This window comes from Rhizobium sp. R635 (assembly GCF_002211285.1).
GTDB lineage: Bacteria > Pseudomonadota > Alphaproteobacteria > Rhizobiales > Rhizobiaceae > Rhizobium.
Window position 1 is genome coordinate 404,128 of sequence record NZ_LOKX01000012.1, and the last position, 12,804, is coordinate 416,931.

10 protein-coding genes are annotated in these 12,804 nt (G+C 63.7%); 5 read left to right on the forward strand and 5 right to left on the reverse strand.

Annotated elements, in window-relative coordinates:
* The first annotated feature begins 2 nt into the window (after nucleotides 1-2).
* From cydD to cydX, 5 genes are all read left to right on the forward strand, one after another.
* Nucleotides 3-1,733, forward strand: coding sequence for a thiol reductant ABC exporter subunit CydD (gene cydD, locus ATY78_RS12640; RefSeq protein WP_088682654.1), 1,731 nt, complete (start codon nucleotides 3-5; stop codon nucleotides 1,731-1,733).
* A complete protein-coding gene (locus ATY78_RS12645; RefSeq protein ID WP_088682655.1) occupies nucleotides 1,730-3,421 on the forward strand; it encodes an ATP-binding cassette domain-containing protein in 1,692 nt (563 codons plus the stop codon). Before cydD ends, ATY78_RS12645 begins: the two co-directional genes overlap by 4 nt.
* Before the next feature lie 76 nt (nucleotides 3,422-3,497).
* Nucleotides 3,498-5,078, forward strand: coding sequence for a cytochrome ubiquinol oxidase subunit I (locus tag ATY78_RS12650; RefSeq protein ID WP_088682656.1), 1,581 nt, complete (start codon nucleotides 3,498-3,500; stop codon nucleotides 5,076-5,078).
* 6 nt (nucleotides 5,079-5,084) lie between these two features.
* On the forward strand, nucleotides 5,085-6,239 hold the full coding sequence (gene cydB, locus ATY78_RS12655) for a cytochrome d ubiquinol oxidase subunit II (RefSeq protein ID WP_088682657.1): 1,155 nt from the start codon (nucleotides 5,085-5,087) through the stop codon (nucleotides 6,237-6,239).
* Between the two features lie 12 nt (nucleotides 6,240-6,251).
* Nucleotides 6,252-6,374, forward strand: a complete 123-nt coding sequence (gene cydX, locus ATY78_RS12660; protein ID WP_088682658.1) for a cytochrome bd-I oxidase subunit CydX — start codon at nucleotides 6,252-6,254, stop codon at nucleotides 6,372-6,374.
* A 212-nt stretch (nucleotides 6,375-6,586) separates the two neighbouring features.
* On the opposite strand, the gene ATY78_RS12665 is transcribed toward cydX, so the two are convergent.
* From ATY78_RS12665 to ATY78_RS12685, 5 genes are all read right to left on the reverse strand, one after another.
* Complete coding sequence (locus ATY78_RS12665; RefSeq protein ID WP_088682659.1) at nucleotides 6,587-8,590, reverse strand: aldo/keto reductase; 2,004 nt, start codon at nucleotides 8,588-8,590, stop codon at nucleotides 6,587-6,589.
* Nucleotides 8,591-8,627: 37 nt separating this feature from the next.
* Nucleotides 8,628-9,710 (reverse strand): sn-glycerol-3-phosphate ABC transporter ATP-binding protein UgpC, encoded by a 1,083-nt coding sequence (gene ugpC / locus ATY78_RS12670; protein WP_088682660.1) that lies wholly within the window; start codon nucleotides 9,708-9,710, stop codon nucleotides 8,628-8,630.
* Nucleotides 9,711-9,723: 13 nt separating this feature from the next.
* Entirely contained in the window at nucleotides 9,724-10,560 is an 837-nt protein-coding gene (locus ATY78_RS12675; RefSeq protein WP_088682661.1) for a carbohydrate ABC transporter permease, read from the reverse strand.
* Complete coding sequence (locus tag ATY78_RS12680) at nucleotides 10,557-11,417, reverse strand: sugar ABC transporter permease (RefSeq protein WP_088682662.1); 861 nt, start codon at nucleotides 11,415-11,417, stop codon at nucleotides 10,557-10,559. Before ATY78_RS12680 ends, ATY78_RS12675 begins: the two co-directional genes overlap by 4 nt.
* 87 nt (nucleotides 11,418-11,504) lie before the next feature.
* Nucleotides 11,505-12,779, reverse strand: a complete 1,275-nt coding sequence (locus tag ATY78_RS12685) for an extracellular solute-binding protein (RefSeq protein WP_088682663.1) — start codon at nucleotides 12,777-12,779, stop codon at nucleotides 11,505-11,507.
* Nucleotides 12,780-12,804 lie beyond the last annotated feature (25 nt).

The window sequence follows — 12,804 nt, forward strand, 5'->3', positions numbered from 1 at the left end:
CCATGGGCACTGCTTTCTTCGACGCGACAAATGAAGCGGAGGCCCGGCCGCGGGATGGAGAGGCGCCGTTGCCACGTGCCGGCGCGGCGAAAGGGCGGCTGCGCAATGCGGCGATGCTGCAGGCGCTCGCGGCCGCCATCTGGATCCCGCAGGCCGGGTTGCTCGCCCTCTCGATCGGCCGCATCGCCGATGGCGGCGGATTGCACGACGTTTTCTGGCCGGCCCTCGGCATCCTCGTCCTCGGATTGGCAAGAAGCTGTCTCGACGCGGCTGGCGGCCGCCTCGCCTTTCGCGCCGCCCGCATAGAGCTTAGTCGCAAGCGGCAGGCCGCCGCCGCTGCTCTTTCCCTGTCTTCGCCTGTCGACCGCGGCCGGCCGGCCTCCGGCAAAGCCGCCAGCGTCATTGGCGAGCAGGCTGAACTCATCGTGCCCTATCTCGCCCGTTTCCAGCCGGCACGGATGAAGTCGAGCCTCGTGCCGCTCATCATCCTTGCCTTCATCCTCCCCGTCTCCTGGATTGCCGCGCTGGTCCTGCTGTTTGCCGCGCCGCTGATCCCCATCTTCATGGCGCTGATCGGCTGGCGCGCCCAGGCTGCCAGCGAAAAGCAGCTTGTCGCGACCGGTGGCCTCAACGGCTTCCTGCTCGACCGCCTGCGCGGGCTGACGACGATCCGTGCGCTCGACGCGGTCGATGCGACGGCTTCTCGGCTGCGTCGCGAGGCGGAATCGCTGCGTGCACGCACCATGTCCGTGCTGAAGATCGCCTTTCTTTCCTCGGCCGTGCTTGAGCTTTTCGCCGCGCTCGGCGTGGCGATGATCGCCGTCTATGTCGGCTTCAGCCTGCTCGGCGAAATCCGTTTCGGCACCTGGTCGGGCGGGCTCGATTTGACCGAGGGATTGTTCATCCTGCTGCTCGCGCCCGCCTTCTTCGAGCCGCTGCGCGAACTCTCCGCCGTCTGGCACGACCGGGCGGCCGGCGAAGCGGCGCTGAAGGCGCTGGACGCGCTTGCGGCCGGTGGCTTGCCCATCCGGGGATCGGCCGAACCCATGGCTCCCGCCGGCGGCACGGCTCCGGATATCCGCCTTGAAAATCTCGCCTTTCGTTATGGCGCCGACGAACCGCTTGTTCTCGACGGTTTCAACCTCGATATCGCCGCCGGCGAACATGTGGCGCTGCTCGGCGCCAGCGGTTCCGGCAAGTCGACGCTTCTTTCGCTCGTTGCGGGACTGGCGCCCTGCAGCGAAGGCCGCATCGTCATCGGCGGCACCGAGCTTGCGGATGATACGGCCGCTGCCGTGCGCGGCGGCATGGCGTGGATCGGCCAGAACCCGCATATCTTTGCCGGTACCATCGCGGGCAATATCGCGCTCGGAAGGCCCGGCATCTCACGCGGCGACTTGGCCGGTGCGCTCGATGCCGCCAGCCTCGGAAGGGTGGCCGACGCCTATGGCAGCCGGCCGCTCGGCGAAGGCGGGATCGGGCTTTCCGACGGCGAGGCGTTGCGGCTTGCGATCGCGCGTGCGGCCTGCAATCCCGATCTCCAGATCATCCTGGCCGACGAGCCGACCGCCCATCTCGACGCCGCCACAGCGGCCGAAGTGACCGAGAGCCTGCTTTCGCTCGCGAGCGGCCGCACCTTGATCGTCGCTACCCATGACCCGCTGCTTGCAGCCCGCATGCATCGCAGCCTGCGTGTCGATGCCGACAGCATGATGAGGGAGGCGGCCGAATGAGCGGCTTTGTTGCGGATATCAAGCCGATCCTGCGGCTGTTCCTTGCCGAGCGCCGGCGCGCGCTGCTCTTCGGCGCAGCGCTTTCTGCGGCGACGGTGACGGCGGGCATCGCGCTGCTCGGCTTTTCCGGCTGGTTCATCACCGCGACCTCGCTTGCCGGGCTTTCGGCCGCGGCCGCCGTTACCTTTGACGTCTTTGCGCCATCGGCCGGCATCCGGCTGCTCGCCATCGTCAGGACGGTGGCGCGTTACGGTGAGAGGCTTGCGACCCATGACGCGACGCTCGGCGTGCTGGCCGCTCTTCGCGAGAGATTGTTTCGCGGCTTTGCCGAACCGGGCGTTGCGCGCGCCCTCTCGCATCGCCCGGCAAGGCTGCTCTTCCGGCTGACCGCCGATATCGATGCGCTCGACTCCCTTTATCTCCGAATTCTCGTGCCTGCCGCGGTCGCGATCGGCGCGGCATTGGCTGCAAGTGTGGTGCTGGGGCTCATGCATCCCCTGTTCGGCCTGTGTTTCGGCCTCTTTCTCGTGGGCGCCGGCATCGGCCTGCCCTGGATCGCCGGCCGGGCGGCGCGCAGCCATGCCCGCAGGCGCGCCCATGGTATCGAGGCGCTGCGCTCACGGACGATCGATTTCGTTGCCGGCCAGACCGACCTCCTGATGGCCGGCCGGCTTGCCGCGCAGAGGAGCGCCATCGCGGAGGCCGACAGCTATGCAGCCAATGCCGACGATCGGCTGAACCGCGTCGAAACCGGCCTGACATTCGGCTTCGGCCTCGTCTCCACCTTTCTGCTGACAGCATCCTTGCTTGCCGTCGCGGCCCTTGCGGAAACCACGACGATCACTGCGCCTGTCGCCGCCCTCGGCCTGCTCGTCGCTTTCGCGGCGGTCGAGCCCTTCGCGGCGCTACGCCGCGGCGCGCTGGAACTCGGGCGGACGCTGCTGGCCGCAAAGCGCATCGCGCCGCGGCTTGCCGCCGCTGATGCGACCCAACCTTTGGCGTCGCCGCAGCCGGGATACGCCTTTTCGCTGGCTGCTGTGACCGCCTTCCATGAGAATTCCGCCGTTCCGGCGCTTGAGGACATCGACCTCACACTCCAGCAGGGTGAGCGCCTGGCCGTGATCGGCAGCAGTGGCGCCGGCAAGTCGAGCCTGCTTGCTTTGCTTTCCCACGAATTGTCGGCCAGAACCGGAAGTGTCGCCGCGATGGGGGCGACCCTGCTGACGCAGCGAACGGAACTCTTCGAGGATAGCCTGCGCGGCAACCTCGCTCTCGCTAACCCGGATGCGAGCGAGGCCCGCCTTCGCGAAGCGCTTGCGGCTGCCGGCCTGCTTGCCGATGTCGAGGCCATGCCGCGCGGGATGGATACGCCGCTCGGCGAAGGCGGCCTTGGCCTTTCCGGCGGCCAATCACGGCGGCTGGCGCTTGCCCGGCTCTTCCTGCGCGACACGCCGCTCTGGCTGCTCGATGAACCCACAGAGGGCCTCGACGGCGCCACTGCCCGCGACGTGCTCCAGCGCATTTCCAAGATGGCGACGGGTCGCTCGCTGGTGATCGCCACGCATATCCGCCGCGAAGCGGCGATCGCGGACCGTATCGCCGTCATCGAAGGCGGCCGTATTGCAGAAATTTCGCGCCGTGGAGAGACGGCGTTCGAAAAGGCGCTCGACCGGCTTCGGCCGGACTGAGCGCGACCGCATGCCCTCACGCGCTGGCCGGCGCTGAGGAACGCTCCGTACCCCGTGGGACCGTGGGAGAAAGACAATGGAACTAGATATCGTAGCACTTTCGCGCTTCCAGTTCGCGCTGACGGCACTTTACCACTTCCTGTTCGTACCGCTGACGCTCGGCCTTTCCGTGCTGCTGGCGATCATGGAAACCGTCTATGTCATGACCGGCCGCCAGATCTGGCGGCAAATGACGAAATTCTGGGGCACGCTGTTCGGCATCAATTTCGTGATCGGCGTCTCCACCGGCATCGTCATGGAATTCCAGTTCGGCATGAACTGGAGCTATTACAGCTATTATGTCGGCGACATCTTCGGCGCGCCGCTGGCGATCGAGGGGCTGATGGCCTTCTTCCTCGAGGCGACCTTCGTCGGCCTGTTCTTTTTCGGCTGGGACAAGCTGTCGAAGATCGGCCATCTTGTCGCCACCTGGGCCGTAGCGCTCGGCTCGAATTTCTCCGCGCTCTGGATCCTGATCGCCAACGGCTGGATGCAGAACCCGGTGGGATCGGCGCTCAATCCGCAGACGATGCGCATGGAGATCACGAGCTTCTTCGACGTCGTCTTCAATCCGGTCGCCCAGGCGAAATTCGTCCATACGGTTTCGGCGGGCTATGTCTGCGCTTCGATCTTCGTGCTCGGCGTTTCGGCCTGGTATGTCCTCAAGGGCCGGCATATCGAGCTTGCCAAGCGCTCGATGACGGTGGCGGCGTCCTTCGGGCTGGCCTCGGCTCTGTCAGTCGTCGTGCTCGGAGACGAGAGCGGCTATCTCGCGACCGAGAACCAGAAGATGAAGCTCGCCGCGATCGAAGGCATGTGGAAGACGGAGCCGGCTCCGGCGGCTTTCACCGCCTTTGGATTCCCCGACCAGGAAGCGCGTGAAACGCATTTCGCCGTGCATATCCCGTGGGTGATGGGCCTGATCGGCACACGGTCGCTGACCACGGAAATCCCGGGCATCGACAAACTCGAACAGCAGGCCGAAACCCGCATCCGCGACGGCATCAAGGCTTACGACGCGCTGATGCAGATCCGTGCAGCACCCGCACAGGATCAGGTGGCGCAGGAAGTGCGCACCTCCTTCGAAGATCTCGGTCATCATCTCGGCTACGCCCTTCTTCTGAAACGCTATGTCGACGATCCCCGCCAGGCGACAGACGCTGAGATCGCTCAGGCGGCCCGCGATACGATCCCGCATGTGCCGACACTCTTCTGGTCCTTCCGCATCATGGTTGGGCTCGGCATCTTCTTCATCCTCTTGACCGCCACTTTCTTCTGGCTGTCGGCGCGGCGCCATCTCGACAAATATCCGCTGCTTCTGCGGATTGCCGTGCTGGCGATCCCGCTCCCCTGGGTCGCCATCGAACTCGGCTGGGTCGTCGCCGAATTCGGCCGCCAGCCCTGGGTGATCGAAGGCGTGCTGCCGACGGCGGCCGCCGTCTCCAGCCTCGGCGCCAGCACCGTGCTTTTGACGATCATCGGCTTTGCCGTGCTCTACACGGTGCTGATCGTCATCGAGATGAGCCTGATGCTCAAGGCGATCCGCCAGGGACCGGAGCCGGACGACGAGCCGGAAGCCGCCCTGATTTCCGAAACCCTCGTCCCGGCCGCGGAGTGACCTGTCATGATCCTTCACGAACTCATCGACTATGAAACCCTGCGTATCATCTGGTGGCTGCTGCTCGGCGTTCTGCTGATCGCCTTTGCGACGACGGGCGGCTTCGACCTCGGCGTCGGCACGCTTCTGCCTTTCGTCGCCAGGACTGATACGGAACGGCGCGTGGCGATCAACACCGTCGGCGCCACCTGGGAAGGCAACCAGGTCTGGCTGATCCTCGGCGCCGGCGCCATCTTCGCCGCCTGGCCACCGCTTTACGCGGTTTCCTTCTCGGGCTTCTATCTCGCGATGTTCGCGATCATGTTCGCGCTCATCCTGCGCCCGGTCGGTTTCAAATATCGGTCGAAACGGGAAAGTGCCCGCTGGCGCAACGGCTGGGATTGGGCGCTCTTCATCGGCGGCTTCGTGCCGGCGCTGATCTTCGGCGTCGCCGTCGGCAACGTGCTGCAGGGCGTGCCTTTCCGCTTCGCCGACGACATGCGGATCTTCTATGAAGGCTCGTTCTTCGCCCTGCTCAACCCCTATGCGCTGCTCTGCGGCCTGCTCTCCGTCGCCATGTTGACGATGCATGGCGCGGCCTGGCTAATTTTGAAGGCGAGTGGCCCGGTCGCGGAACGGGCCAGAAGCTACGGCAGCATCGCCACCCTTGCCGCCATCGCGCTCTTTGCCCTCGGCGGCCTCTTCCTCTGGATCGGCGTCAGCGGCTATCGCATCACCAGTGATATCAGCCCGATCGGGCCTTCCAATCCGCTATTGAAGACGGTGGTGCTTGAGAACGGCGCATGGCTTGCCAACTACACCGCCCATTCATGGATGATCGTCGCGCCCGTCCTCGGCTTCGCCGGTGCGGTATTGGCCTTCATCGCCATGCGGGCAAGACGTGAGGTGATGACGCTGCTCTTCAGCAAACTCGCAATCTTCGGCATCATCTCGACGGTCGGGCTTTCGATGTTCCCGTTCATCCTGCCCTCCTCGCTCGATCCGCGATCGAGCCTGACGGTCTGGGATGCATCGTCCAGCCATACGACGCTGTTCATCATGCTGGTGGTGACGGCGATCTTCCTGCCGATCATCGCCGCCTATACGGCCTGGGTCTACAAGGTCCTGTGGGGCAAGGTCGACGAGAAATCGGTCACCGACAAGAACAGCCACGCCTATTGAGGAGACGAAACGATGTGGTATTTCGCATGGATTCTCGGCCTGCCGCTGGCAGCCGCCTTCGCCGTCCTCAACGCTATGTGGTACGAGCTGATGGACGACGCAGCCAGAAAAAAGGCGCCCGAAGCGCAGAAGTAGATATAAGAAGGGCGCAGCTTAGCCGCGCCCTCGGTTTGGTGACAGACTTTATTCCCTTACTCGGCGTCATCCTCGGCCTTGTGCCGAGGATCTGCTGCGCATCGACGTGGGCAGATGCTCGGGACAAGCCCGAGCATGACGAAAGAGGAGTTAAGCCGTCTCTATCGGCAGTCTGGAGCGCGGCTTCGAACCCGCGCCCTTTCTCTGTTTTATCAGCCTTCCAGCCACTTCACCTGATCGGGCGTCAGCTTGATGTCGAGCGCCGAGAGGCTGTCTTCCAACTCGGCGACGGTGCGCGGCCCGATCAGCGGAATGACCGGGAAGGGCTGGGCGATCACATAGGCGAGCGCGATGTGAATCGGGTTGCGGCCGAGCTTGTTGGCGAGCTCGATGGCGCGGTCGCGGCGTCCGAAGTTGCGCTCGGAATACCAGACGCGTACGATCTCCTCGTCGTCGCGCTTGTCGCGGCCGGCGCGGTCGGTGAAGAAGCCGCGGCCCTGGCTGGACCAGGCGAAATTCGGGATCTGCTTCTCATTCAGCCACGTCTTCCAGTCGTCATCGGAGGCAGCGACGCAGCCGGCCCAGATCGGATCGAGCATCTCGGCGAGCGAGAAGTTGTTGGAGAGCGCCGCCGGCGCCGCCTTGCCGGTCTTTTCGGCATAGGCGATCGCTTCGTCGAAACGCGCCCTTGTCCAGTTCGAACCGCCGAAGATGCCGCGGATGCGGCCGCGTTTGACCTCGGCATCCATGGCATCGACGAATTCGCCGACGGGCACGTCGGTATTGTCCCGATGCATGAAATAGACGTCGACATAGTCGGTCTTCAGCCGGGCGAGCGACTGGTCGAGCTGCTTGGCGATCATATCGGGATAGCAGAGCGGCGAATGCGCGCCCTTGCCAATCAGCACGATCTCTTCGCGCGGCACCTTGCGGCTGGTGTGCCAGTCGCCGAAGATCGCCTCCGTCTTGCCGGCGCCGTAGACGAATGCCGTATCGAAGGCATTGCCGCCGGCTTCGTAGAAAGCGTCGAGCGTCAGCGAGGCGGCGGCGAAGTTCGGGAAGAACTCGAAGCCGAGGGTCACGACCGAAGCGGGCTTGGAAATGCCGGGGATCTGACGCTGCGGAATGCTGTTGCCCCGCTTGACCGCGCCGCCCGATATGTTAGCCGTGCGCTTGACGGCTTTCTCGACGCCATATTCGAGACCGACAGAGGCGCGCCACTGGTCGAGCACGCGCAGGTTTCCGATCGAATCCGCCCAGCTCATGCCGGGAGTGCTGAACTCGGTCTTGCCGGCGCGGATGGCATCGCCCGCCGCGTCCGCCTCGAAGGAATAGAGCCAGCGCTCTTCCCTAACCTCGATGGTTTCCTGCTTGCCGCCCTTGAAGATCTCGATCTTGCCGACGCCGCCCTTGTGACCGGAGGCGAACCAGAAGTCTGCCACTTCGATCCGGCCTTCGGAGCCGATGATGCGCAGCACGTTGTCCTGCTGGGCCATGATCGAGCAGGAGACTTCGGCGATGATCTCGTTCGGGAATTTCAGCACGGCGGATGCCCATTCGTCGACGCCGCTCTGGCCGAGATGAGCGACACCCGACACCTTCTCCGGTTCGAGGAAGGCTTTGCCTTCCGCCGCGCCTGATATCAGCCTCGCCATGGAGACCGGATAGCCGCCGACATCGAGAATGCCGCCGCCGGCGGTATCGTTGGCGAAAAGCCGGTGTTCCGGCTTGTAGCTGCCCATGTTGAAGCCGAAGCTCGAGCGGATGATGCGGACGGTGCCGATGACGCCGCTCTTGATGAGCTCGACCAGTTTCTCCGTCTGCGGATGCACGCGGTACATGAAGGCCTCGCCGGCAAAGACGCCGGCCTTTTTGGCTTCGTAGTAAACGGCTTCGGCATCATAGGCCGAAAGCGCGATCGGTTTTTCGACGAGGATATGCTTGCCGGCGCGCGCGGCCTTGATCGCCCATTCGGCATGGCCGGTATGGGGCACGGAAATATAAACCGCATCGACCTCGGGGTCGGAAAGCAGCGCCTCGTAACCATCGACGATGCGGGCGCCGGGGAAGTTTTCGGCAAGGCCCGGCTTGGAAGGATTGCGGGTGGCGATCGCCACCAGTTTACCGGTGCGCGAATGGGCAACGCCATCCGCAAAGGTGCGGGCGATGGTGCCGGGGCCGATGATGCCCCAGCGGATCGGTTGATCGGAAGTCATGGAAGCCTCTTTCGTCTTTCTGCCTTGGGATTGCGGTTTAGCGGAGCCGTTTGCCGGCGCCGTCGAAAAGGAATGTGCGGCTTGCGGGAAGGCCGACCGTCAGAGTCTCGCGATTGCCTGCTGTACGCGACTCCGGCCTTTCGATGATCAATTGCTCGTCGCCGATGGCGGCATAGATGTAGCTGGTATTGCCGAGATGTTCGGCGACGTCGACGCCGACGACGAGATCGGCATCGCCGGCACCTGCATCGACGAAGTGCTCCGGACGAATGCCGAGCGTCACCTTTGCGCCGGCTTCGACGGGATCGCTGATGGCCATAGGCAGGCGCGTATTGGTCTCGCTTTCCAAGGCGACCACCGCCCTGCCCGGCTGCGCCTCGACCACCACGGCCTTGAGGAAGTTCATCTTCGGCGAGCCGACGAAGCCGGCGACGAACTGGTTGGCGGGATCGTCGTAAAGGTCGAGCGGCGCGCCGATCTGCTCGATATTGCCGGCGCGCAGCACGACGATCCTGTCGGCGAGCGTCATCGCTTCGGTCTGGTCGTGGGTGACGTAGATCATCGTCGTTCCGAGCTGCTTGTGCAGCCGCGAGATTTCGACACGCATCTGCACGCGCAGTTCCGCATCGAGGTTCGACAAAGGTTCGTCGAACAGGAAGACCTGAGGTTCGCGGACGATGGCCCGGCCGATCGCGACGCGCTGGCGCTGGCCGCCGGAAAGCTGCTTCGGCCGCCGCTTCATCAGCTCGGTGATCTGCAGGATATCGGCGACGTGACGCACCCGCCGTTCGGTATCGGCCTTCGGGTTGCCGTTCATGCGCAGGCCGAAGCTCAAATTCTCTTCGACGGTGAGGTGCGGATAGAGCGCATAGGACTGGAAGACCATGGCGATGCCGCGGTCGGCCGGCTCGACGTCGTTGACAACCCTGCCGCCGATCCGAAGCTCGCCCGAGGTGATGTCTTCGAGCCCGGCGATCATCCTCAGAAGCGTGGACTTGCCGCAGCCGGAGGGGCCGACGAAGACGACGAATTCGCCGTCCTTCACCTCCAGATTGGCGCCGTGGATAATCTCGAAGCCGCCGAAGCGCTTGACGATGTTGCTGAGTGAAAGCTCTGCCATGCCGGTCCCCGATTTATTTGATTGCGCCGGCCGCGATGCCGGCGATGAAATAGCGCTGGAGAGCCACGAACACGACGAGGATCGGCGCTGTCAGCAGCACTGCCCCCGCCATGATGCCGCCCCAGGAGACCTTGGTCAGGCCGATCAGCGTTCCCAGCGCCACCGGCGCCGTCATCATTCCCGGTTTGGAATTGATGAGCAGCGGCCAGAGATAGTTGTTCCATGAGGCGAGGAAGAGGATGATCGCGAGTGCCGCCATGGTCGGGCTCGCCAGCGGCAGTGCGATGCGCAGGAAGATCTGCCATTCCTTGACGCCTTCGACACGCGCCGCATCGAAAAGCTCGCCCGGCATCATCGAGAAGGATTGCCGCATGAACAGCACGCCGAGCGAGTTGAAGAGCGGCGGCACGATCAGCGCCACCCAGGTGTTCGCCAGCTTGAATTCGCGCGCCACCATGATGAATTGCGGGATGACGACCACCGAAAACGGCAGCGTGATCGTGCCGAGGATGATGGCGATGACGATGGAGCGGCCGACGAAGCGGTAGCGCGCCAGCGCCCAGCCTGCCATCGAGGTCAGCAGCACCGACAAGATCGTATAGATGATCGCGACGCCGACGGAGATCGTCATTGCGCCGATGAAATCGGTGTCGGCCTGCAGGTTCTTGAAATTCGCGACGAAGTTGGTCGACGGCCAGAGTACGATGTCGGGGCTGAAGATGCCGTTGTCGGGCATCGTCGAGAAGACGAACATCATCCAGAGGGGGAACAGCCAGATCAGCGCAAGCGGCGCCAGAACGGCGTGCAGCGCGACCCGGCGCATGAGGAGGGATTGCGACTTGGATTTCATTTCGGATCCCTCCCGACCCAGAGATTGAGAAGCGAGATGGCCACGGCAAGGGCCGCCATCGTATAGGCGATCGCCGAGGCATAGCCGAAGTTCAGCGAGGTGAAGCCCTGGCGGTAGAGGAAGAGGCCGAGCGTCTCCGTGCCGCCGCCGGGACCGCCGCGATTGGTGATGAGGAAGGGCTCGGTGAAGAGCTGCATCGTGCCGATCACCGACAGGACCACGCAGAAGAGGATGATCGGTTTCAGAAGCGGCAGGGTGATGTGGAAGAATTGCTGCACCTTGCTCACCCGGTCGAGTGTCGCCGCTTCGTAGACGTCTTCGGGAATCGACTGCAGGCCGGCAAGGATGATGATGGCGTTGTAGCCTGCCCAGCGCCACGTGACGGCCAGGATGATCACCGCCATGGCGGCATTCGCATTGTCGAACCAGGAGACGGGGCTCAAGCCGATGGCCGAAATCAGCTTGTTGATGATGCCGAAATCGAGGCTGAACATCAGCCGGAAGACCGCGGCATAGGCGACCTCGCCGACGACGACAGGGGCGAAAAAGGCGAAGCGGAAGAGTGGGCGCGCTTTCAAGAGCGGCGAATTGAGCATGACGGCCATGACCGTCGCCAGCGCGATCATCACGGGCACCTGGATCACCAGGATGATCAGCGTGTTGTACAGGGCATTGTAGAAGGCCGGGTCGTAGAAGAGCCGCCCCCAATTGGCCTGGAAACTGAATTTCCACGGGTTGATGCGCGTGTTCTGAAAGGAAATCAGGAACGAATTGATGATCGGCCAGACCCAGAAGGTGGCAAAGACCAGCAGATAGGGTGCGAGGAACGCATAGGCGCTCCGGGTTCTGAACGGCATCGAGCCTCCTCCTCACGAACGGACGAATAACCCGCCCGCCCTAGGGCGGGCAGAATGCCGGGCGCATGAGGCGCCCGGCATCGTCATTCATTGCGCGATCGGAAGGCCGGTCGCCGAAGCGATCTGGTTGGCGGCATCGTCGAGAGCCGCCTTCGCATCGGGATAGCCGCCGGCGAAGAACTTCGCCTGCGTCGCCTTGAAGATGGCTTCAGCATCGCTCTGGAAGGCGGTGCCGCGGCTCGGCACGATCTTCGGCAGCGTCGCCAGGATATCGGCCCAGACCTTCTGGCCGCCCCAATAGGGCTGCGGCTCATTGACGAAGGGATCTTTCTCGGCCTCGAGCAGCGACGGGACCAGGCCGAATTCCTTCAGCATGGTGACCTGCCCCTCGGTCGTGCCGAGGGCGTAGTTGACGAATTTCCAGGCGGCTTCCTTGTTTGCCGAGGTCGCCGAAATCGCGAGCGACGAACCGCCGAGGTTGGCCGCATGCGGACCGTCGGCCGTCAGGCTCGGCATCCTGTAGACGCCCCACTTGCCCTTGAGATCGGGAGAGGTCGAACGCACGGTGCCTTCATACCAGCCGCCATAGAGCTGGCTCGCTGCCTTGCCGGCGGTGTTGGCCTGGATCTTTTCGTCCCAGTTGGCCGCCGTCAGCGTGCCGGCGTCCTTCATTTCCTTCACTTTTTGCAGCGAAGCGACGCAGGCCGGCTGGTTGATGGTGATGTTCTGGCCGTCGGTCGAGAAATAGCCGCAGCCCTGTTCGTTGGCGATCATGCGAAACCATTCGCTGTCGCCGTTGAAATCCGCCTGGGCCATGACGGTGCCGGGATTGGCGGCGGAAATCTTCTTGCCGGCGGCAATGAAATCGTCCCAGGTGCTGATCGTGCTCGGATCGACGCCGGCCTTTTCATAGAGGTCGCGGCGATAGAAGACGGCGACAGGGCCGGAATCCCACGGCATGGCGTAAGCGACATCGCCGACCTCAAGCTCGGTGCGCTTGAAGTCGGGGAATTTCGCCTGGATATCTGCGGTGTAGCCGAGCTCCTTCAGATTGGCGAAGCAATCCGGGAAACGGCTCCAGAAGATTTCAGCCTCGAAATTCTCGATGCTGACGATATCGGGCAGGCCGTCGCCGCCGGCAGCACAGGCGGCAAGCGTCTTGTCGAAGACCTGGCTGTTTCCAAGGTCCTCGACGGTCACCTTGATATCGGGGAATTGTTTGTTGAAGCCTGGAAGCGTGGACTTCAGCGCCGATGCGGCGACATTCCAGCTCCAGATGGTCAGATTGGCCGACTGCGCGAAGGCGGAGCCGGAAGCAAGCAGTGCGACAGCTGCGGTCGCAGCGAGAAGTTTGAAGCGCATTGAAAATCCTCCCTTTTCAATTGCC